At 41.0% G+C, this 20550-nt stretch carries 25 protein-coding genes; 12 read left to right on the top strand and 13 right to left on the bottom strand.

What is annotated here, in order from left to right:
- Window positions 1-11 precede the first annotated feature (11 nt).
- The 3 genes from ACR65H_RS13165 to ACR65H_RS13155 are packed head-to-tail and all read right to left on the bottom strand — an operon-like array spanning window position 12 to window position 2739.
- Window positions 12-1088: a S26 family signal peptidase gene (locus ACR65H_RS13165; protein ID WP_440500822.1), complete on the bottom strand. Its 1077-nt coding sequence runs from the start codon at window positions 1086-1088 to the stop codon at window positions 12-14.
- Entirely contained in the window at window positions 1085-1582 is a 498-nt protein-coding gene (locus ACR65H_RS13160) for a sigma-70 family RNA polymerase sigma factor (RefSeq protein WP_440500821.1), read from the bottom strand. Before ACR65H_RS13160 ends, ACR65H_RS13165 begins: the two co-directional genes overlap by 4 nt.
- A 23-nt stretch (window positions 1583-1605) precedes the next feature.
- Window positions 1606-2739, bottom strand: a complete 1134-nt coding sequence (locus ACR65H_RS13155; protein ID WP_440500819.1) for a polysaccharide deacetylase family protein — start codon at window positions 2737-2739, stop codon at window positions 1606-1608.
- Between the two features lie 223 nt (window positions 2740-2962).
- Here ACR65H_RS13155 and ACR65H_RS13150 point away from each other — a divergent pair, with 223 nt between their 5' ends.
- Together ACR65H_RS13150 and ACR65H_RS13145 are read left to right on the top strand one after the other, a co-directional pair.
- A complete protein-coding gene (locus ACR65H_RS13150; protein ID WP_440500818.1) occupies window positions 2963-3139 on the top strand; it encodes a hypothetical protein in 177 nt (58 codons plus the stop codon).
- Between the two features lie 73 nt (window positions 3140-3212).
- Window positions 3213-3764, top strand: a complete 552-nt coding sequence (locus ACR65H_RS13145) for a hypothetical protein (protein ID WP_440500816.1) — start codon at window positions 3213-3215, stop codon at window positions 3762-3764.
- 101 nt (window positions 3765-3865) lie between these two features.
- Here the strand turns inward: ACR65H_RS13145 and ACR65H_RS13140 are convergent, their stop codons facing one another.
- Window positions 3866-4246, bottom strand: a complete 381-nt coding sequence (locus ACR65H_RS13140) for a KGG domain-containing protein (protein ID WP_440500814.1) — start codon at window positions 4244-4246, stop codon at window positions 3866-3868.
- 210 nt (window positions 4247-4456) lie between these two features.
- On the opposite strand from ACR65H_RS13140, the gene ACR65H_RS13135 reads away from it, so the two are divergent.
- The 4 genes from ACR65H_RS13135 to ACR65H_RS13120 all read left to right on the top strand — a co-directional run bounded on the left by ACR65H_RS13135 (window position 4457) and on the right by ACR65H_RS13120 (window position 9046).
- Complete coding sequence (locus ACR65H_RS13135) at window positions 4457-5599, top strand: glycosyl hydrolase family 18 protein (RefSeq protein ID WP_440500813.1); 1143 nt, start codon at window positions 4457-4459, stop codon at window positions 5597-5599.
- A gap of 280 nt (window positions 5600-5879) precedes the next feature.
- Complete coding sequence (cuyA, locus tag ACR65H_RS13130) at window positions 5880-6893, top strand: D-cysteate sulfo-lyase (RefSeq protein WP_440500811.1); 1014 nt, start codon at window positions 5880-5882, stop codon at window positions 6891-6893.
- A 21-nt stretch (window positions 6894-6914) separates the two neighbouring features.
- The gene (gene dapF, locus ACR65H_RS13125; RefSeq protein WP_440500810.1) at window positions 6915-7781 is read left to right on the top strand and encodes a diaminopimelate epimerase; all 867 of its coding nucleotides are present in this window, start codon (window positions 6915-6917) and stop codon (window positions 7779-7781) included.
- 35 nt (window positions 7782-7816) lie between these two features.
- On the top strand, window positions 7817-9046 hold the full coding sequence (locus ACR65H_RS13120; RefSeq protein ID WP_440500809.1) for a dicarboxylate/amino acid:cation symporter: 1230 nt from the start codon (window positions 7817-7819) through the stop codon (window positions 9044-9046).
- A gap of 84 nt (window positions 9047-9130) precedes the next feature.
- Here the strand turns inward: ACR65H_RS13120 and ACR65H_RS13115 are convergent, their stop codons facing one another.
- The 7 genes from ACR65H_RS13115 to ACR65H_RS13085 all read right to left on the bottom strand — a co-directional run bounded on the left by ACR65H_RS13115 (window position 9131) and on the right by ACR65H_RS13085 (window position 13039).
- Complete coding sequence (locus ACR65H_RS13115; protein ID WP_440500808.1) at window positions 9131-9361, bottom strand: ATP-dependent Lon protease; 231 nt, start codon at window positions 9359-9361, stop codon at window positions 9131-9133.
- A 216-nt stretch (window positions 9362-9577) separates the two neighbouring features.
- Entirely contained in the window at window positions 9578-9898 is a 321-nt protein-coding gene (locus ACR65H_RS13110; protein WP_440500806.1) for a hypothetical protein, read from the bottom strand.
- 149 nt (window positions 9899-10047) lie between these two features.
- Window positions 10048-10497, bottom strand: a complete 450-nt coding sequence (locus tag ACR65H_RS13105; RefSeq protein WP_440500805.1) for a hypothetical protein — start codon at window positions 10495-10497, stop codon at window positions 10048-10050.
- A 69-nt stretch (window positions 10498-10566) separates the two neighbouring features.
- Window positions 10567-10884: a hypothetical protein gene (locus tag ACR65H_RS13100; protein WP_440500804.1), complete on the bottom strand. Its 318-nt coding sequence runs from the start codon at window positions 10882-10884 to the stop codon at window positions 10567-10569.
- Window positions 10885-11608: 724 nt separating this feature from the next.
- Complete coding sequence (locus tag ACR65H_RS13095) at window positions 11609-11806, bottom strand: hypothetical protein (RefSeq protein ID WP_440500802.1); 198 nt, start codon at window positions 11804-11806, stop codon at window positions 11609-11611.
- A 17-nt stretch (window positions 11807-11823) separates the two neighbouring features.
- Window positions 11824-12399 (bottom strand): hypothetical protein, encoded by a 576-nt coding sequence (locus ACR65H_RS13090; RefSeq protein ID WP_440500800.1) that lies wholly within the window; start codon window positions 12397-12399, stop codon window positions 11824-11826.
- 43 nt (window positions 12400-12442) lie between these two features.
- Complete coding sequence (locus ACR65H_RS13085; protein WP_440500799.1) at window positions 12443-13039, bottom strand: histidine phosphatase family protein; 597 nt, start codon at window positions 13037-13039, stop codon at window positions 12443-12445.
- Window positions 13040-13503: 464 nt separating this feature from the next.
- Here ACR65H_RS13085 and ACR65H_RS13080 point away from each other — a divergent pair, with 464 nt between their 5' ends.
- The 4 genes from ACR65H_RS13080 (at window position 13504) to ACR65H_RS13065 (ending at window position 16176) form a co-directional block, all read left to right on the top strand.
- Window positions 13504-13821 (top strand): hypothetical protein, encoded by a 318-nt coding sequence (locus tag ACR65H_RS13080; protein WP_440500797.1) that lies wholly within the window; start codon window positions 13504-13506, stop codon window positions 13819-13821.
- A gap of 96 nt (window positions 13822-13917) precedes the next feature.
- Entirely contained in the window at window positions 13918-14511 is a 594-nt protein-coding gene (locus ACR65H_RS13075) for a YgaN family protein (RefSeq protein ID WP_440500795.1), read from the top strand.
- A gap of 270 nt (window positions 14512-14781) precedes the next feature.
- Window positions 14782-15321, top strand: coding sequence for a GNAT family N-acetyltransferase (locus tag ACR65H_RS13070; protein WP_440500794.1), 540 nt, complete (start codon window positions 14782-14784; stop codon window positions 15319-15321).
- Window positions 15322-15801: 480 nt separating this feature from the next.
- Window positions 15802-16176 carry a hypothetical protein gene (locus ACR65H_RS13065; protein ID WP_440500792.1) on the top strand — a complete coding sequence of 125 codons (375 nt, stop codon included), beginning with the start codon at window positions 15802-15804 and terminating at the stop codon, window positions 16174-16176.
- A gap of 497 nt (window positions 16177-16673) precedes the next feature.
- Here ACR65H_RS13065 and ACR65H_RS13060 read toward each other — a convergent pair whose 3' ends face one another.
- Together ACR65H_RS13060 and ACR65H_RS13055 are read right to left on the bottom strand one after the other, a co-directional pair.
- Window positions 16674-18053: an S-layer homology domain-containing protein gene (locus ACR65H_RS13060; RefSeq protein WP_440500791.1), complete on the bottom strand. Its 1380-nt coding sequence runs from the start codon at window positions 18051-18053 to the stop codon at window positions 16674-16676.
- Between the two features lie 36 nt (window positions 18054-18089).
- A complete protein-coding gene (locus tag ACR65H_RS13055; protein ID WP_440500789.1) occupies window positions 18090-18260 on the bottom strand; it encodes a hypothetical protein in 171 nt (56 codons plus the stop codon).
- Window positions 18261-18420: 160 nt separating this feature from the next.
- On the opposite strand from ACR65H_RS13055, the gene ACR65H_RS13050 reads away from it, so the two are divergent.
- Together ACR65H_RS13050 and ACR65H_RS13045 are read left to right on the top strand one after the other, a co-directional pair.
- Complete coding sequence (locus ACR65H_RS13050; protein ID WP_440500788.1) at window positions 18421-18930, top strand: sigma-70 family RNA polymerase sigma factor; 510 nt, start codon at window positions 18421-18423, stop codon at window positions 18928-18930.
- A complete protein-coding gene (locus ACR65H_RS13045) occupies window positions 18923-20389 on the top strand; it encodes a hypothetical protein (RefSeq protein ID WP_440500786.1) in 1467 nt (488 codons plus the stop codon). The genes ACR65H_RS13050 and ACR65H_RS13045 overlap by 8 nt, the downstream gene beginning before the upstream one ends.
- Window positions 20390-20550 lie beyond the last annotated feature (161 nt).

The following is a 20550-nucleotide window of genomic DNA, read 5'->3' as shown; positions in this document are numbered from 1 at the left end:
CCCCTCCAGCATTATTCTTCTATTACCCAGCGACCTGCATTTACATCCCATTTCATATGAAACACTTGCTCCGCTACTCCTTCTCGTCCATATTCGTAGCGGATTTCAACTTCATTTTCAGAAACAGAAGCGGTCGTTCGATACGATGCCTCTAAGAACAATTCACCTAACCTCGTCAGTTGCGAAAACAGAGGCGTTTCCGGCAAATTGCCATAGCCTAACAAATCGTCATACAAATACAAATCAAAATACTGTTCCGGTGTGTATTCATCCGCAAGCTGTCCGGTTAAGTAATCGATATAAATCGAATCAGTACCTTCTTCACTCGCTACGCCTACTACTTGCCCGTAAATTTTGTGTACAGGTGTAATTGTCGCCCCTTGTACTGTTTCACTTGCCGGGAAATGGTTTAACAATAAATATTCCCGCGCATTCAACAGCTGGTCGTATCCGCCTACAATTTCGACTCCGTGTTTTTCATAACGATCCATAAGGTCAGATTTTACCGGTTTGCCGTTTATGCGCAGCTTGCCATTTTTCAATACGACTCGATCTCCTGGAACCGCAATCACCTCATAATAGGCATCATTATATGTCGGCAAATGGCTCGTCGTATTCGTCATTGTGCGAACAATGTCGCCCGTCTCGTATACAACTTCGTCGAATAAATTCGCTTTCCGCTCGATGACTGTATGGAAAGTATCCGAACTTCCTTTCAATGAAAACTGTTCTTTATCCACATAATGCAGACCATCGACTTGATCAAAATGCGGAAGCTCCGCGAATACTTCATAATCAACGGCTGACAACTGTTTCTTCTTCTGCAATGCCGAAATTTGCGCCAAATCGTCCAGCGGGTCATATGGGGTGCCCGGCCCTTGATCTGCCGAAAGATAATTCGTAGGGTCAATCGCAAGAAAAAGAACGAGTGCCACGACCGGAAGCGCCGCGGTGACAAACAGCACTTGCCAAGAAAACTTTCTCGCCGGTGCTCTATTCAATTGTTCATGCACACGCTGCTTAATCCGCCTTTCCTGCAGCGTTGTATCGCCCATCATTTGATCGAGCTTACGCTTAAAATCATTCAATTGCTCTCTACCTCCTCTTCCTCAAAAAATTCCTTAAGCTGCTGCTTTGCCCTCCGCAGCCGCGTTTTCACAGTATTTTCGTTGAGCTGCAAATAGGCTGCTATTTCCGTGATCGACTGCTCGTCATAATAAAATAAAATTAGCGGCTCCCGGTACTTTAACGGCAGCTGAAAAAGATTTTTCTCAAGAGATGCCAGCCGCTCCTGCTCCAACAAAACTTCATCTGCGCCTTTTTCCGAAACAAAAATTGTATCGAACAGCACATCTTTTTTATGCTTCCATGAACGCAAATAATCCTTTGCGCGGTTGGCCGTCATTTTCGTTAAATACGTCTTCAACGATGCCTCATTGCGAAACTGGTCACTCTTTTGAAAATACGTAACAAACACTTCTTGCACAATATCCTCGGCAGTCGACCAGTTCTTCACATATAAATAAGCGATGCGCACTAAATAACGCGAATGCTCATCGATGATTTTATCAATAGTACTCATTTACGAATCCTCACCCTCTTTCACTACCAAGTCATGTCCCCTTCCACATACGCAACGAATTGATCGAACGACTTTTTCTCTGTCACACCGTATCGGCAAACTTCATAATTTGACATCTTTCGATTGGCATACCCTTCCGTCGTCGTAAAGCCAATCAACAACCCTGCCTCTTTCGCCGCCGCAATAAAATCCTTATTATAATGCCCAAACGGATAGGCTAACGAAACCGCTGCCGGCACTTGCGCAACATTTTGCTGTAAGTCCAATAGGATTTCTTCCTTTGTATGATCAAACACAACACCTTCTCCCGTATCCCCGTTCAGTGCATGGAGTTCATCCGTATGTGCTTCAAATTGAAAAACATCCGCCAGCTCATCCAAATCTGCAGCTGTAAAAAACTGCAGCGGACCTTCCGCATCAAACAACTGCGTCCCCTCTGCCCGGCCCGTACGTGAAGAAATAATATGCTGTAGTGCAGTAAAGCCGTATTGTTTTAAAATCGGATAGGCATATTCCTTCGTCGATAACAAACCGTCATCAAATGTAATCAGCACTGCCTTGCCCGGCACGACAAGACGTCCTTCCAAATAATCATAAAGCTCATGTGCAGTCAACGTCTCAAAATGGTGCTCCGCCAAATACTCCATCTGCTGCTCAAACGATTCCAACGAAATTGTGCTATTCATCGTCTTCATCAACTCTAGCGGCAACACTTGATGATAGACAAGTACAGGCATTCCCTCATCCATTTCAACGGACTGTTTATGAATATAACCCGGACGCTCCCCTATCGTAAGGATATACCAATTTTCTTCCTCTCGCACGATTGGATAGCGATAACCTTCCTCAAGCTCCAGTATAACGCTGCTCTGCAAGTCGGGATTTTCGTAAACGGCGGTTTTTTGCAATGAAAGAATAGCAGCCAACCGCTCCTTATGTACAACTGTCGATAGCTTCATTGATTCGACTGTCCCGTGCCCCTTCCGGACAAAGGCAGACATATTTCCAAGCCGAAGCTCATAATACACTTCATCTTCACCGACAATGGCAACCGGCTGATTCGCCTCCAACTCGCCAATCTGCTTCAAGGCTGCACCTTTCATATAAATCGGCTGGCGTTCCTGCAATGTCAGTACTTGCTCAAATTCTTTCTTCATAATAAAGCGGTCTCTATCTTGCGCAAAAGCTATTCCTTGTGACTCTACGAAAAACCATATCGCACCTATACTTATAATAAATACAAACAAGCACACAAGTATCAGCTTACTAGAATTCTTCCTCATACCTTTACCTCCACTGTCATTCAAGCAACGTACAGACGGAGATTTTCAAAAAAAGTTTCAAAGGTTTGTAAAAAAGTTTTTTGGGGTTCTTTGAGAGATGGTTTTGGCAGGTCAAAGGTCACAAAATGACGATAAAGTTGTGAAAATGACCGATAACTCTTGGGAAATGAACGATAACTCTCCGAACTTGATCGATAACTTCCGGGAAATGACCGATAAACAGCAGGAAATGATCGATAATAACCCGGACAGACGACTAGAAGTTCAAGTCTAGATAATAATGAAACGTTTATCGCCCGCCGGCCGTATACTAGCTAACTACAAATGTGAATAGATGGGGTGAGGAGATGATGAATAGAGTTTCTCGCTGGAAAACAGGTGCATCCATATTTCTTTTTGCGATCTGTCTTGTCTGTGCAGGCTGCTCGAAGACCGATGAACAAGATAACATCATAGAAACGGTCAAAACGGTTGTTGAACTGCAAATGAATGCACCGAAAGAAAAAGCAGTCTTCGCGAATTACTTCTCGGACGATGAAGGAAAATTCGAGGAGGAAGTCGCTCAATACATGACGTATTTAGAGGAAACATACGGACCTTACTTTACGGAGAGCACTTTCGAACTGTACACGCGAACGAATGAATTCGATATGTTCCATACGGTAGCCGACAGATACGACTATCAGTTACAGGTGAACGATGTCATTGTGGAGCAAAACGAAGTGACGCCATCGAATTATAACTTCACGGTCAAGCTTGATTATGTAGATAAAGACGGGGAGACAACAGCAATCGAAGTTACAGGTGTTGCCATTATGCGTGAAGATAAAATCGCTAAAATGTCATATCTCGGCGACAAGCAATTGTTGAGAAACCTACTTAGCGGCGGCCTGAAATAATGTGAATGTCTCCATAAAAAATGAGGAACCTATCAAATGTAAGTTTGATTTGGTTCCTCATTTTTATCATTTAGTAACTGTTATATTCCTTACAAACTAGTTTATTTATCTTTTTTCCTCGCACGTGCCTCTCCGCCTTTTCGTCCTGCCTCTTCCTTGCTCATCTTGCCGTCATTGTCATTATCATCACGTTGCTTGGCACGCGCTTCTCCGCCTTTGCGACCTGCTTCTTCCCTACTCATCTTGCCGTTATTATCATCGTCGTCACGTTGATTGGCGCGGGCTTCTCCACCTTTTTTGCCAATTTCTTCGTAAAATTCTCTTCCATGAGATTCAGAAGTAGCTTCTCCGCCTTTTCTACCGATCTCTTCATAAAACTCTCTTCCATGCGTTTCAGCAGTCGCTTCGCCGCCTTTACGTCCTGCTTCTTCCACTGTCATTTTGCCTTCATCTGATCGATTACGTTTGTTGTTGTTAGCCATTTTTTATTCCTCCTCTGTTTTATCCTTACGACTATGTTCTTCCCTAGTACTCTTATTTAAAACATCATATATTTTCCGAATAAGGCTTACTGCATATGTAAAGCGCTATCTTTCTTGCCTAGAACTAGTAGATGTGTCGCCTGAAAGTGATGACATCCTATTTCCTATCGGAATACCATACAGGAGATGAAGAATAAGGAGAGAAGTGCATTGCAGATTTATGTCGTCAAACAGGGGGATTCCTTATGGGCAATTGCCCATCAATACGGCGTTACTGTAAATCAAATTGTATCGGCCAACCAATTGGAAAATCCGAATGCATTAGTCATCGGTCAAGCCCTTGTCATTCCGACCGTTTCCCGTTCAACCGCCTCAAAACCGGTTATTGATGTGAATGCCTATACGATCAATACTGGGGAAACAGGCGCGCGGGAAATTCAAGAAGTCGGCCGTTACTTAACGTATTGGATGCCATTTGTGTATAGCGTGAAAGAAGATGGAAGTTTAACGGATCTCGATGATGAGGAAATGCTCAAATCTGCTGCAGCTGAAGGAATCGTACCCATAATGGCAATCACAAATTTCAGCGCTACAGAAGCTGGATCCGATCTTGCCCATACTGTTTTATCAAGTCGCGAACTTCAGGAAAAGGTCATTACGAATGTGCTCGCTGTTATGAAAGAGAAAGGCTATGAAGGATTGAATATCGATTTTGAAAACGTATATCCTCGTGATCGGGAGCATTACAATGAGTTTTTGCAGCTGGCAGTCAATCGGTTACATCCTGAGGGATATTCTGTATCATCAGCTCTTGCTCCAAAGACGAGTGGTGAACAAAAAGGATTGCTATTTGAAGCGCATGATTATGAAGCGCATGGTAGAATCGTCGATTTTGTTGTACTGATGACATATGAGTGGGGATATCGAAAAGGGCCTGCCCAAGCAATTTCACCTATCAATGAAATAAAACGAGTGCTCGACTACGCTGTCACCGTCATTCCGCGAGACAAAATTCTGTTCGGCTTTCAAATTTATGCACGTGACTGGCTGCTACCTTTCGTTGAAGGGCAGGAAGCCGAAACATTCAGCGCACAGGAAGCTGTCCGACGAGCGATTCAACATCAAGCAGCCATCCAATATGATACAAAAGCACAATCTCCATTTTTCCGTTACGCCGACGAACAAGGGCGTACCCATAAAGTATGGTTTGAAGACGCCCGCAGCGCACAAGCGAAGTTCAATATGGTGAAAGATTATAAGCTTCGAGGCATCAGTTATTGGGTCCTCGGATATCCCTTCCCGCAAAACTGGTTGTTGCTTGGAGATAATTTTACGATACGGAAGAGAGTGTAAATAAAAATCGTTAAGGTGCCAGACTCCCGAGCAATGCTAAATTGCTCACGTCCGGTACCTATTTTTATATACATGCCTATCCCATCCAGCATAATAAATAATTCCTAAAATATACTGTAATACTTACGTGATTGAATAGAGCACTCCCCTACAGATATTTGTAGAAGAATGTCGAATTGCTCATTGACAGAAGAGTTTTCCTAATCGATACTTTGAATTAACTAAAATTTTCAAAAGAAGTTTAGTTGATTCCAAATAATTGAAAGGTGGAGATGCTCAAATGCTACTCGCAAAGTACCCTCGAAGAATCTATACGCACGCAGCAACCCCAATCGAAAAGTTAACCCATCTATCGAGACTATTGGGTGGTCCTTCCATCTACATAAAACGAGATGATCTACTTGGACTTGCCGGCGGCGGGAATAAAACGAGGAAACTCGAATTCTTAATTGCCGATGCGATTCAAAAAGGAGCAAACACGATCGTCACTTGCGGTGCTCTCCAATCGAACCATTGCCGACTGACGTTAGCCGCTGCCGTAAAAGAAGGTTTAAAATGCCAGCTCGTTTTAGAGGAAGGTGTTGCTACACCTTATCATCCAGATGCAAACGGCAATAACTTGCTGTTTAAATTAATAGGTGCTGAATCAATTAAGGTTGTGCCTCATGGATCGGATGTAATAGCGGACATGCACGCATTAGGAGAAGAATTAGCGGCGGCGGGCAGAAAACCTTATTTAATCCCAATCGGAGGATCTAATGAATTAGGATCGGTTGGATATGTGGCGTGCGCTCAAGAGATCCTACAACAAACTTTTAACACTGGGCTTGTCATTAACGATGTAGTCGTTGCGAGCGGCAGTGGCGGAACACAAGCAGGACTGATCGTTGGTTTTAATGCAAGCAGCGCGCCGATTAAAGTGCATGGCATCAATGTTTCCAGGCCAAACGAAACACAAATTCCGAAAATCACAGATTTAGTACAGCAAACTGCGGATTATGTAAACGTGAAAGACAACCAATTAGCTACTAGTGTCCACTGCTACGACGGGTATGTTGGCGAAGGCTACACCATTCCGACACAAGGGATGATTGAAGCAGTACAAATGTTGGCGAGGACGGAGGGTATTCTGCTCGATTCCGTTTATACAGGAAAAGTGATGGCAGGGCTTATTGACTTAATTCGCAACGGAACATTCAAGAAGGAAGACAACGTGCTGTTTATTCATACAGGTGGATCCCCGTCCTTATATGCAAACCATACTTTATTCAATGAGGACTTGTTTACTTTATAAAGCTTGAAGTGAGGTTAGCTTATGAAAATACCTTTTACGAAGATGCACGGAATTGGAAACAATTACATTTACCTCGATGCCATTGTACATGAATTCGATGATGCCATTTTCAGTCAACTGGCGAAAGATATCTCAAATGTCAATACAGGCGTAGGATCAGATGGCCTCATTGTCATCCATCCGAGTGACGTGGCGGATGTTGGAATGCGGATTTTCAATAAAGATGGATCGGAAGGACAAAGTTGCGGCAACGGTTTACGTTGCACAGCAAAATATGCTTATGAAAACCATCTCGTTTCTAGCAATATCTTTCGGATCGAAACGAAGGCGGGAATTGTCACTGTCGAAGTATACGGCGAAAGAGAGCGTGTAGAGCAAGTGACAGTAGACTTAGGTTCGCCTCTACTGAATCGAAGTCAAATTCCGATGCACGGTCCTGACGATAACCGAGTGATTGCGGAAACGTTTCAAGTTGCGTCACAAACATGGCAAGTGACGGCATTATTTTTGGGCAATCCAAATGCTGTGTTTTTTGTCGATGCGATTGAGGAAGCCCCTTTACATGAGTTGGGCGCAATCGTTACTGAAGATCCGCGTTTCCCAGATCGTGTGAATGTCGGATTTGTTGAAGTCCTCTCTCGCCATGAAATGAATTACAGAGTATGGGAACGAGGTTCCGGCGTGACAGAAGCTTGCGGAACAGGAGCAAGCGCAGCAGTCGTCGCTGCAGTTTTAAACGGTTTTATCGAAAAAGGGACAGATGTCACTGTCCATTTGAGTGGTGGTGATTTATGCATTACATGGGATGATGATGATCATGTTTGGATGACCGGACCAGCGGAGACAACGATTCAAGGGGTCTTCCATTGGAACCGTCAAGCTTCATAGAAATACAGATTCTACATTAAAGGGGGAACAGTTGCATGGCAAAAAAATTGAAAGCATATCGCTTCCCGCTCATCCTTCTAGCTTCCATTATCATCGGATCCATAATTGGGCTGATTTTTGGCGAAAAGGCGAGCGTCATTAAACCGTTTGGGGATTTATTCTTAAACTTACTCTTCATGATTGTTGTTCCACTTGTATTCTTTTCGATTGCATCAGCTGTCGCGAATATGGACAGTATGAAACGGCTTGGGAAAATCATGGGCTCCATGCTTACGGTTTTTATCATTACAGGGATTTTTGCATCCATTGTGATGTTAGTAGCCGTTCTTATTTTCCCAGTTGGATCCGGGGTTGATATTCCCAGGGAAGTTGTAGAAAATACGGAAGTGCTGTCGCTATCCGATCAACTTGTAAATACGTTTACTGTTCCGGACTTTGTCAATTTATTCTCACGTAAACATATGCTCGCGTTAATTGTATTCTCGGTGTTATTAGGAATCGCAACCGGGTTGACAGGCGAGGCTGGAAAGCCATTTGCCCGCTTTTTAGAAAGCGGCTCCGAAATCTTCATGAAAGTGATTCAACTCGTTATGTATTATGCTCCGATCGGCTTGGGTGCCTATTTTGCAGCATTGATCGGCACCTTTGGCGGAGAACTGATCGGTGATTATGCGCAAGCCTTCATCCTTTATTACCCTGTTGCTTTTCTATATTTTGTGATTGGATTTACGCTTTACGCATTCATTGCTGGCGGGAAAAAAGGAGTTGTCCGTTTTTGGAAAAACATTCTTGCACCTGCTGCAACTGCGCTTGGCACGGGAAGCAGTTTTGCAACCCTCCCTATTAACTTGCAAGCAGCAAAACAAATCGGCGTACCAAAGGATATTCGGGAAACTGTATTACCGCTCGGCGCGACAATTCATATGGATGGATCTTGTCTTTCTGCCATTCTCAAAATCGCGTTCGTCTTCGGCGTGTTCAATATGGATTTCACAGGATTCGGCACTTTCTTGACAGCAATTGCGATTTCCTTACTGTCAGGTGTAGTGATGAGCGGAATTCCTGGCGGCGGCTTTATCGGTGAGATGGTCATCGTTACACTGTATGGTCTACCGATTCAGGCATTGCCGATGATCTCAGCAATCGGTGTCGTTGTTGACCCACCTGCAACGATGGTTAACGCAACTGGAGACACGGTTGCAAGTATGCTTGTAACAAGGCAATTGGAAGGGAAAGACTGGATGGAGAAAGTACATGTAGAATAGGAGAAAATAAAAGTGCTCAGATTTCTGAGCGCTTTTTAGTGTAATAGTCTACTATCTTATTGAACTAATGCACCCGTTCATACATTAGTTTTCCGTTTCTTTTTCGTCTCTCTCTTTGATATATCTTTCGTACGCATCTTCCACCCTGTCATTACTATTAGGTGGTACTACTTGTTTATGGACCTCACTAATTAAAATAAATGACCTAAAGATGACTCCAACAATTATTGCACATAAGATGTAAATTCCAATAGGACCGAGGAATGCCAAGATACCTAAAAGCCCAGCTAATAGAATGGATAACAACAACTTCACACAAATCCCCCCTTAATCTGACTACCTGTACTGTATTCCACTTAAAGACTCGATTGTTGACCATAACTTAAGAAACACTCTTCACTTAAACTGCCGCGTTAGTTCAATAAGAAAAAAGGCTTTACTCCTTCAAGTAAAGCACCCGTTGATTGAACAAGAAAAATTGAGCATTCGATAATTAGGCACACGAATTAATTTCCTAATTACTGTCCCAGGCTACTGCCGCCCCTTTGCAATCCAATAGGGGACAAGTTTATTTACCCTCTCCGCATTCTGATCCCACAAGTGATCGAACGTCACAAGTATTTTCCCTTCTCTCTTCCCGCCTTTTTTCCCACGCTTGTATGTGTACCGAATCTCGGTTTCGGTTTGTTGAACAAGTGTGACCTTACCGAAATTATGTTCAAGGTGTTCAGTCAATTCAGAAGGAAGCCAAGTTGAAAATCCACCCATATACTCCCCATGCTCTTCTTTTTCGTCGTCAATCTTAAAACGGATTATGGCAAGTGGATTACAATCAAAAAGACCATCTAACATAATTACTTCCTCCTCTCCAATGAAAATAGTCTACTGACCTGATCCGTTTAGTTTTGAATCACTAATCTTCAATTAGAACCATTCAGAATCTAATTTGTCTGAAGCAGCTCAACGATCTTCAAGTAAAGCACCCGTTACTTCAAGAAGTCTTATCGAACTTCAATTACAAAAGCATAACTCGAACTTCCCTTTTTCCATCTTGCATGGACATCGTAAATGTAAACACCTTTTTCTTTTGGTGCTAGCAAAACATTATTACTTAACGAAACGCCTTCCACTTCATTATCATTAAACCATCTATTTACTCCCAATGTATTTGCGTTAGGTTCTTTTTTAAATTCTATTTTTAATTCAGATTCAGACGATACAATTACAGGTTTAATTTTATGATGTTCAATTAGCATTGGGGGAGAAATCGTATCCGCACAAACAGAATTAAATAAACCATCCCAACAATATGAACCTCGTGCCACTTCTAGCTTCTTTTCATCAACAGTTATAGTCAGTTCAGGTGGATTGTTATTAAATAACCCGATAACGAAGTAAATCCCAATACTTAATATAACTAATATTATTAAAGTGATTATCGCCTTTTTCATAAATGCCCCCTTATTAGTTTTGAATCATCTTTTCTTTAACTCTACTGCCCCGTTAGTTGAATAAGAAATTTAATTTTCGACTGTTTTTATATCGAATTTCATATTGTCTAACCTCCAAATATCAGCATCAGTATTAGAAAAGACAGTTATTTCAAGCTTTTGTCCAATGTTATATTTCTCTACATTTTCAACGGGTATTTCGTATACATTTCCTTCTCGTCTACCCTGAGAAACCCCGCCATACTCCTTCATAATCAACATTTCTTCTTCAACAAGAATTTCTTCTACTGTACCTGTGAAAGTAAAACTTTCTTGATAATCATCCGAACAGCCAGCAAAAAATAAACAAATCAATAATGTAAAACTTATTGTGAATTTAGTTTTCACAAGGCACCCCCTTGAAAGATTAGATGCATATTACGTACTAAAGTTTCAAATTGTTGTTAAACTAACCTGCACCGTTAGTTGAAGAACGTCATTTCGCAATCTTCCATATATTTTAATATGTATTTTTCAATTACCTGCTATATTTTTCTATCCAATATTCAATCAGCAAGTGTTTAACAAGGGAATTAGCAAATGCACATAAATTTACGTGCTCTTATTAATCCCTGTGCTAATTCTGTTCCAGTATGTCTATTTAAATCATCTAAACGTTGATATCACAAAACCGAACCCGTTAAGTAATTATCTATACGTTTGTGCTTACCATATTTTATTGTTGTAATTTCTTCCATAATCGTGCCAGTTTGCGATGTTAGCCTGTAAAAAAGACGTACAAGAATGGAATTACAAAAGCTATGCCAAGACATATAAGAGCTGCTAATTTTGATTGTTTTGTAATTCTCTCATCGCTTTTATGTAGATTTTCGAAAAATGACAGAGTAAAGAAGAAACTTATAAAAATGAATAAGACTGACATAAATATTATTCCAAACCATCCTGCCACTCCATAACCCCCCTGAATCTATTAGTATAAATTTACAGGTACCGACACATAAATCTTGAGTTATAGTACCTTCTTTTGTTATTCGGATTTTAACCCATTTGAATCCCATTCTGGAACCGATTGTCGAAAAATTACTTTTACTGTATTTTATTTTACGTTTGATCAATCCTTAAATCGATCTTCTAATTCCTTTTCAATTTCCTCATCACTCACCGGTACAATCTCTTCTTTTACCCCGTATTTCTTTTTGATCAATTGCCCCACCTCGGACCGATCAATTCCATCCTTTACTGCTGCAAAAATCACGATATACAGGATGAATAAACTAACTAGCCACAGTATAATAGTTCCCCATACCATTTATCTACGCCCCCCCTTTATTCTTTATTCCTTTTATCGGCTTTCAAATGCGCATCCAAGATACCTGCCAATTTCTCTTTCACTACTTCTGACGTGACAACACAGCTGACTTCGGAATACTTTGTCATAATCCACAATTCATACCCGCTGTTCACTTCGGGAGAATCTCCGTAAAAACGGTGGTTCTGATCGATTTCCTCAAAATGATAGGAGTGAATATTCTTCCACGAAACAAACTTGCCTTGACATAACACCCCGTCCTCCACGACCGCAAACAGATTCCAAATGTGATTAAAATAGATTAAAGCCCAGATAAATACAAAGTCGTAAGGCAGATTGATAGTTGTATCTAACAATTTATAAACAGCCAAGATAAGGAAGATCGATAGATTGAAACCTAGCCATGTAAGAGCAGACTTTTGTTGAGAAATAATAGGCCGCTCAATCGTTTTTTTCGGCTGTACCCGGATTACTTGTAAATCTTCCTCTGTGACAGGGAAAACAGTAGGCTGTTTCATTTTAATGACTAACCGAAAGAACCGGAAACAGAGAAATAGAAATAAGATGCCCGCTAAAATGTCCCTATTAGTCATCTTATTATTCTTCTAACGATGCGTAACACTCCATGCAGCATTCTCAAGATAAATGATCCTGCCTATTCATAAACCTAACGACTCGCATGCCTTCCCTTTGTTCAAGCAAATGGATTCCCGTATCCCCAGTAGGAAATGCGACATCTCCTACAGGCAGTCTGAGAAATGCATTGATCAGATTAGAAATCATTTTGCCATGGGAGACAATCGCAATCCGTTGATAGCCTTGATAATCATGGAGAATCTGTCGAAGTATCCGTTCTGCTCGATAGCGTAGGTCAAGGGCTGATTCCCCGTCTTGTATCGGAATATGAACCGGCCTCCCGCCTTCAGGTAACGGATGCTTGATCGCCGCTTCTTTTCTCGACATTCCAGCTAACACTCCATTATTGAATTCCCTTAAATCATCATAAAATCGAATTTCACACCCGATTGCCTCCTGCAAGATTTGCGCTGTCCCACTTGCCCTTTTCAAAGTGCTCGATAAGATGATTTCCGGAGGATATTCTTTCGCAACAGTCGCTGCCATTTTTCCCGCTTGTCTCTCCCCTAATTCAGTTAACGGAAAATCTGCTCTTCCTTCATGCACTTCCAATAAATCCGCTTCTGATTGGCCATGTCTGATTACGAGTAGCTCCACCCAAATCCCTCACTTTTTTAAATCAATCGCAACTATTTTACCATATAATTACTTGGAAATATTTTTCGCAATAAGAAAAGAAGTATAATTTTGAGTTTCTATAATAATTCATAATGAAACCTATCCTAAGTAAGTAACGGGTTCGGAAGATGGAGAAAACTTCAAAAGGTACAACATTTGGGGACACAGCTCACTTGTTAAAACAATTGCTGATTAGATATTGGAAAGAAAATATAGAAGGTAGATGATAGTTTTATGATAAAATATATTGAATATTATGAAATGATGTTCTTCAACTAACGCAGCGGGTTAGTTTAAAAAAATTATAAACAGGGGTGGTTTTAAAAACTAGGAAGTAAGAATGTATGTTTATTTGGTTGTACCAACGCCTATCATAGCAAGATCCTTATATTTTATGGCGAATGAAATTATCACTATATTCATAAAAATAAAGGAGGTTATCAATGGATGCTTTTCGTGGTTTTCATGTAGATATGTCAAATTATCCAAGTGCAATTTTTGCCTTTCTAATCGTGAGACTGATCTTAACTGGATTACTGAATGACAAAAAAGAACTAAAAGAAATAGTGACCGTAGTCTGGGACCTGCTATTATTTATATTTATTTGCTACTTTACGTTTAAATATCGTGAATATATGCTGGAGGATATTGGTTACAAGGTATATTTTGTTTGGTTGCTTATGATAGGCTTGCTTGTATTTCATGTCAAAGATATTTATTCGCTAATCAAATCCAAGAGTACAAAAGAAGAAAAACAATGACTATCATGCACTTCTCAGCATTTTTCCTTACCGAACTAACGGTGCAGGTTAGTTGAAGAAGTATTTGTCTAGATAAAAGCTAAAAGGGGGAAATAAATGGAAAGGTTATTAATTATGGCGGCTCTACTGGTATTTGTTTTAAGTGCCTGTGTTACTAACAATGCGAAGTCAAATACTATTTCTGCTGTTGAACTAACAGAGAGAGAGAATGCGATACTCTCGACCACTTCGGATAATTCATTTGTTTTTGATTTCAATGTTGACAGTGAGTATGAAGAAGTATCAGTATGGATTGAAAAGTACGAATTAGGTAAATTGGTTAATAATAGAATAAGTTCTATAACATCACAGGTAGAGGAAAATGGTTCTGTTATTTTTGCAACCTCAAAAGCAGTTGGCAGAAAGCAATATACCTTTAATATTGGAATTAGCAGTAATAATAGCATTGGTTCTACAAGTCGCATCGAGACAAATTCAGATGATTTAGATGCTATGTCAAGTGTTTGGGGCAACATCCAAGGAGAGAACAATTCAATTGAAGGAGAAGTAGTATTAGCAAGTATCTGCTATTCAACTGATGGTCATATGAGTAGTCTTACTACCGATTTTTATCAAGATGTTGATGGTCATATGAATGAGTTAGAAAAATATGACGTAGTTTATCTTCTGAAAGCTGAATTTAATAAGTGAGGATTGGAATTGTGTGAATATTATTCAACTAACGGGTGCTTTAGTAAAAATGCATCGGCAATCTTTTTTCTCATTGAACTAACGAGGCAGTTTAGTTGAAGATTGATGTTTAACTTGTGTTCAACAATCGGGCCATTCTGTTGAATACTAACAGGCGAGAAATAAAACGGGTGCAATTGTTAAATCGGGCGGCTACCTTTCTGCTAACGGGTCAGGATACTTGAATAACAAAGAACGAATAATAGAATTTTTCGAAAGTAGGGAAGAAACATGATTGAATTAAGAAAAATTACCCACGATAATTTTGAGGCAGTGTTGAAGTTAAGCATAACAGATGAGCAGAAAGGAAATGTGGATTCCAGCATATATTGTTTGGCTAGAGCCTATGTGAGGATGCTCAACGACGAAAAACCTCCTATGATCTTCGCTATATGCAACAACGATGAAGTCATAGGATATGTCGATATTGGATTTTACGAACTGGCGGAAAGTTCAATTTTACGTGAAAAATATGGAGATAAATCTACTTATGGACTTAATCGCTTTATGATTGATAAAAAGCATCAAGGCAAAGGATTTGGCAAACAAGCAATGATGAAAGTTATTGATTACATCAAGTCGTTTCCACAAGGAAAAGCCAATGCAGTTGCTACATCATATTGGATGGTAAACGAAACCGCCCGGAAGTTGTTTGCGTCTGTCGGTTTCGTTGAAACAGGAGCGATATGGGACGGACAAACAGGGGGTAATTGGAATGCAGAAAGAAAAGATATAGAGTATGCAGAAGTAGGTGCCAGACTCGGATTATAAAGCAGTTTGGAGGTGTCATGGTATGTGGGTTGCAGACCTAATAACTACGGTAGTTGAATTAATCGCAGGTATTTACGAATCAAAGAGAAAGAGGAGAGATAAACGTTTGAGAGAGGGAAAAAGGAGTGTACTAACTGAAAAAGAGTAAAATCACATTAATTACTACTATTATAACTTTATTTGTTATAACCTCTCTATTTATCAATAACGCCTCGTTAAAAGGAGCTACATCCGAAGTTCCACCTACGATAAGTCCCCAGAAACAAGCGGAAAATGCAAAAGAAATGGATAATGTTGAAAATCTCATTTATGGAGACAGTGGAATCATAAAACAAGTAGAGCTAACGGGTGCTTTGCTTGAAGATGTCATTCTTCAACTAACAGGGCAGTTTAGTTGAATAAGGATTTATAGAACAAATATCAAATAAAGAGATTATTACTATTTGAAGCGAGATGATTTAATTTAAAAAGTTTATATGGATGGTATTGTTCTTAATCTTATCTGTAATGCTCTCAGGTTGTTCAGCATCAGAGGTGATTCGGGTTGGCACTCCTTCTTTTAATGACAAAGGAAAAGCAATAAGTTTTGATAGGGAGATCAAGGACTCTGAATCAATCGAAGCTTTGAGGTCGATCATAAAAAAAGTTAGAGAGATTGAAGAACCGAATGACTTAGATAATGAACCAGAGACATTTTTCTCACTTGAAAGACCAAAGGAAGGCATTGCCGAATTGTGGTTGTATGTATACTATCAAAACGATGGTAGTTCAATTTTATATAATGAAGGTGTAAATGGTTACTTTTCCCTTTCTAATGAGCAAACTAATGAATTAAGAAGTATATTGGAACAATAGTAATTCTTTAGTCTTCAACTAAAGGCTGCTTTACTTGAAGATTGATAAGATGCTGAGGAGTTCAATTCTTTTAGAACTTACGGGGCAGCATTCAATAAGTAAAAAAGGAGTTTGTGTAGTGGGGCTTGGTTAGATTTGTACTTGTCGGATTAATCTTTTTGGTTATTGCCGTTATTCTTGTCTTACTCTTAGATATTACTTTAACTATTTTTGGACTGCCATTGAATGCATTTACAGAGAGTCTGTTACAAATACTCATTTTATGTTACGGGTTATTGAAGTTCGGTATTAAAGAAGGAAGTATTAATAAGCATAAGAATTTCGATTTGCCTAATTAAGAGTTTATTGCTTCACTAACGAGTGCTTTAGTTCAATAAGGATAGTAGCATATTACGCAAAAAAGCGCTCAGATCTGAGCGCTTTTACTCGTTTTTCAAATGGCTAAATCGCTGTTGAAGTATATGCTGATTAACCTTTCAGCTAAGCAAGCCTTGTTATCATTTATTTAACTCATGCTTCTTCCCTGCCGTATCTGTCACGATCAGCTTCTTATCAGTAACTTCCATCCGTTTCCCTAGAATTGTCGAAAGCTTGGTCGTTTTCTTATCTAGCAGGCTGTACTTGTAGACGCCTTTTTTATTAAAATAATACATCGTCGAATGGTCGTATAGTACGGACAAGTTTTCTCCACCAGCCTCGCGGTTTAGGTAAGGTTGGTTGTGAGACTCCTCGTAAAAGTCGAACGTCACACGCGCATCGAAGGTGAGTTCCTTTTTCTTATCGCTCATGCCGTCAAGAGCGGTCGAGTAAAGTACAAGCTTCGCCTCCTCAAAAACATCCGGGCCTGCTGTACGCGGCGTGTAGGAATCCGCATTCGTAAAGTACATGCGATCATTCCATATGAATAAATTACGGAATGACTCACCTGATGGCTCTTTCATAATTTCAAATCCTAGTCCATCCGTTTTCATCTTCATGACAGCGAAAGCATAGGGAACTTCATCCGCTTCCGCAAACCCGCCTCTCCAGTAAGGGATGTACAACTCTTCGTTGTAAAGAATGATACGGGTGTTATCATGCAAGTAAATGACCGAGTCAAAATCCCACTTGCTTTCCTGAATCTCTTTGTCTTTCAATAACACTTCCCGTTTGCCGGTTTCCTTATTTTCTTTGATAACTTGGTAGTATCCATCTGAATCCCGCTTAGTGAAATACGAAAACCCATCCTGTTCAACGCTCTTCCCTTTCGTACTCACGTATGTATGATAGTTGCTAAGTTTCATCTTATCATCCATCGCGCGCACTAAAAATGCAGAAAACTGAGCGCGAGTAACAACATTGCTCGGCATGAATTTACCTTCCGATCCGCCTGCAACACGCTGCTTCGCAATTCCATTAATGTCCTGATAGGCCCAGTGAGCTGGCGTCACGTCAATGAATGTCGCCTGCTTGTCTAGCGGCATGTCGAATGCACGGCGCAAAATTGCAGCCATTTGTGCACGTGACGTCTTTTCCCCTGGGCGCATGAAACCGGCGTCGCCTCGTAGAATCCCTTTCTCGTTTACCGTCGCTAGAATCTGATAATACGGCGACTTTTTCGAAACGTCCTTGAACTCCACAGACGCACTTTCTGTCAACGGTATATTCAATGCCTTGATCAGCATGGCAGAAGCTTGTGCACGTGTGATCGGTTCATTCGGACGGAAAGTGCCATCCGGGTAACCGCCTATAATATTGCGTTCCGATAAGTACATAATCTCATTCTTCGCCCAATGCGATTTCACATCTGAGAAATTCGTTGCGGCGTTTACCTGAAGTGGAAGGGCCGCCAAAAAGAGCAGCACCGCCACGATGGCAGTCAGTTTACTTTTCATCATCATTGTCCTCCAATTATAAAACTACTTCTCAAGCAACTAAAACCCAGTCGACACGCCCTCTACTTCAAGCGGTTGGTTGACAGCTTCTTCTGGACAATGCCGACCGAGGTTCCGTACTACTGCGTGTTTCATTTCCGCCTTTTTGAACTCGGGGGTGCCGTCCCAGCAATTGCTGTTCCCAAATAACGGCACGATTATCTTCTTCATCATGTACCCCATTGTTGTCAATTTAGCACTGTACAGACGGAGTTTTTCAGAAAAAGTTTCAAAGGTTTTTAAAAAAATTTCAACATGTACTTATTTCATCTAAAAACGACAACCTTTCCCCGTTGAGCTCCGTTACTATTAGGAAGAGGCGGTGGAGACAATGGAGCAGGTAGAATTGGAGAAAATCATGGATGCGCATGGTGAACATCTATTAAGAATGGCTTTCTTTTATTTGCGTGATCGCGAAATGGCGAAAGATATTGTGCAAGATGTTTTCATTTCCTTTTATACTTCATCGAATTATGAGGAACGAGGGACATTACGCGCGTATCTCACAAAGCTGACCGTCAACCGTTGCAAAGATCACTTGCGGAGCTGGTCATTCCGGAATTTGCTGTTTTCGCATAATTGGGCGGAGACAATACATACGCAGCAAGACCCGCTTGTTTTGAATGAAGAGCGAGCAGAACTCGCCATTACGATATTGAAGCTGCCGATAAAGTATCGAGAAATTATCATTTTTTATTATTACGAAGGCTACAAAATAAAAGAAATCGCCGCTTTATTAAATCTATCCGAAAACACTGTGAAAGCACGAATGGTGAAGGCACGGCAGCTACTGAAGGAAAAACTGAAACCTGATGATTGGGAGGTGCTATCTAGTGAATGAAGTGAAAAAAGGTTTAGATGCCGTGTCCGGGATTACATCGGAAGACTTGGGAGAAGTGAAACAAAGAGTCCTTACCGGAAAACAGAGGCAGAAAAAAAGAAATCCAATTCCAGCGGCAGTTACCGCCCTTGTGGCCGCAGCAATCTTGTTTTTTGCATTCAACGTTCTGCAGGACGGTTTTTCCACTGCGGATGATGAGAAATATGAGGTCAATGAACTGATCTATGACTTCATGCTTCGGACTGAATCGGCCGGCAATGAAGCAGAGGCTTCCGACGAGATGAGGCAGACGGTTTTGCAGAGCATGTTGCAAATTGACGCTCTAATTGATTATGCCAAAACGCTCGGCTACACGGAAGACATGGAAGCGATCGATGAAACCGTGGCGGAACAACGGGATGCTTTCTATGCTGATTTGGAAAAAGAAGTAGAAGAGAAAAAGAACGACATCCTTCAAGCGCAGACGGACGCTTTTGGAATAACGTATGATGAGTATTTCAATGTCCTGCTTACGTGGACAGCCAGGGCTGAAAGGGCATCCAATTGGCTCGTTCGCCATTCACAGGAAGAATCTATAACGAGAGGTGAAGCGATTCGTTTATTTCAGAATAAAAACGAGCGTGCCATCAGTGAGTTCATGGAACAAAAATCGATTCCTCCTTTTGACTTGTCCGTGAAATACGACGAACTCGAAGGGACAGTAGCCGCAATCGAGGGTGACCAAGTCCTAGTCACGCAAGGCTTCGTAGAGGACGCTCCCTCGAAAAAGGAAAAGTTGTTACTAAAAGGACTCGCTTCCCGGTTTGTCATCGATGATATGTCGGAAGAACTTGTCCCCGGCATGGAAATCAGAGTGGTTTACGATGCACTTGCTTACCCCGTCGGAACGCAAGGAAACCCCATTGTTTATGAGAAGGTGATGGACTGGGAAAGGATCGAATCCCCCGATTCCAAATATCTGCCTAATAGTGACGAGGGACTTTCTGAAGCGGATATTGAAACGGCTTTTGAAATGTGTGTACGAGCGCTCACTGACTATTATAAAGCGGTCTGGAACGGCTCGGATATCGACTTGAATATGTTTGTGACAAATGAAAACCTCAAACAGTATATGCAAAAGAAAGTTCAGTCCCAATCTGATAAGTACGCCCATTTTAATAATAAGGTGAAAAATATTGAGATTAGCGAAGCGTGGGAAGTTGAATTTACGGATGATGCGGATGGAGGATTTCTCTACTTGCACTTGCCTGTCGCAATTAATAAATACCAAGGTGGTTATGGTGAACCTACCGAATTTCTTGTCCGTAATGAAAACGGCAAGCTAGTTATCGTTGATTGGTATACAGGTGCAAAAGATAGTTATGATTTCATCGTTCGCGGAGAAAATGAAACGATAGACGATCCGGATATTTGGAATGACCGGGAATGGGTAAAAAAGTTTACGAATATAACTGATTGAATGTAAGCAATAGAAAAAATCATCCTATTGGAGTTCTCACTCAAGGATGGATTCAGCCTGTTGACAAACGCTCGCATCCGTTGTTGCTCGTCTCGCTCGTCCGCTCATGAACTTTAGTTCTATTCGCGTCTTCGCTCGACTTCGCGCCTAGGCTGACAAGC

The sequence above is a fragment of the Sporosarcina sp. SAFN-015 genome (assembly GCF_059415085.1).
This window is presented reverse-complemented; position numbering and strand designations above follow the sequence as displayed.

What these genes read in the sequence shown, in the direction of transcription:
- ACR65H_RS13060 (WP_440500791.1), bottom strand. Translation starts at nt 18,053, where the DNA reads ATGATGAAAAGTAAACTGACTGCCATCGTGGCGGTGCTGCTCTTTTTG.
- ACR65H_RS13110 (WP_440500806.1), bottom strand. Translation starts at nt 9,898, where the DNA reads ATGTTAGATGGTCTTTTTGATTGTAATCCACTTGCCATAATCCGTTTT.
- ACR65H_RS13070 (WP_440500794.1), top strand. Translation starts at nt 14,782, where the DNA reads ATGATTGAATTAAGAAAAATTACCCACGATAATTTTGAGGCAGTGTTG.
- ACR65H_RS13155 (WP_440500819.1), bottom strand. Translation starts at nt 2,739, where the DNA reads ATGAAGAAAGAATTTGAGCAAGTACTGACATTGCAGGAACGCCAGCCG.
- dapF (WP_440500810.1), top strand. Translation starts at nt 6,915, where the DNA reads ATGAAAATACCTTTTACGAAGATGCACGGAATTGGAAACAATTACATT.
- ACR65H_RS13145 (WP_440500816.1), top strand. Translation starts at nt 3,213, where the DNA reads ATGATGAATAGAGTTTCTCGCTGGAAAACAGGTGCATCCATATTTCTT.
- ACR65H_RS13055 (WP_440500789.1), bottom strand. Translation starts at nt 18,260, where the DNA reads ATGAAGAAGATAATCGTGCCGTTATTTGGGAACAGCAATTGCTGGGAC.
- ACR65H_RS13050 (WP_440500788.1), top strand. Translation starts at nt 18,421, where the DNA reads ATGGAGCAGGTAGAATTGGAGAAAATCATGGATGCGCATGGTGAACAT.
- ACR65H_RS13105 (WP_440500805.1), bottom strand. Translation starts at nt 10,497, where the DNA reads ATGAAAAAGGCGATAATCACTTTAATAATATTAGTTATATTAAGTATT.
- ACR65H_RS13160 (WP_440500821.1), bottom strand. Translation starts at nt 1,582, where the DNA reads ATGAGTACTATTGATAAAATCATCGATGAGCATTCGCGTTATTTAGTG.
- ACR65H_RS13120 (WP_440500809.1), top strand. Translation starts at nt 7,817, where the DNA reads ATGGCAAAAAAATTGAAAGCATATCGCTTCCCGCTCATCCTTCTAGCT.
- cuyA (WP_440500811.1), top strand. Translation starts at nt 5,880, where the DNA reads ATGCTACTCGCAAAGTACCCTCGAAGAATCTATACGCACGCAGCAACC.
- ACR65H_RS13065 (WP_440500792.1), top strand. Translation starts at nt 15,802, where the DNA reads ATGGTATTGTTCTTAATCTTATCTGTAATGCTCTCAGGTTGTTCAGCA.
- ACR65H_RS13080 (WP_440500797.1), top strand. Translation starts at nt 13,504, where the DNA reads ATGGATGCTTTTCGTGGTTTTCATGTAGATATGTCAAATTATCCAAGT.
- ACR65H_RS13095 (WP_440500802.1), bottom strand. Translation starts at nt 11,806, where the DNA reads ATGGTATGGGGAACTATTATACTGTGGCTAGTTAGTTTATTCATCCTG.
- ACR65H_RS13075 (WP_440500795.1), top strand. Translation starts at nt 13,918, where the DNA reads ATGGAAAGGTTATTAATTATGGCGGCTCTACTGGTATTTGTTTTAAGT.
- ACR65H_RS13140 (WP_440500814.1), bottom strand. Translation starts at nt 4,246, where the DNA reads ATGGCTAACAACAACAAACGTAATCGATCAGATGAAGGCAAAATGACA.
- ACR65H_RS13150 (WP_440500818.1), top strand. Translation starts at nt 2,963, where the DNA reads ATGGTTTTGGCAGGTCAAAGGTCACAAAATGACGATAAAGTTGTGAAA.
- ACR65H_RS13090 (WP_440500800.1), bottom strand. Translation starts at nt 12,399, where the DNA reads ATGACTAATAGGGACATTTTAGCGGGCATCTTATTTCTATTTCTCTGT.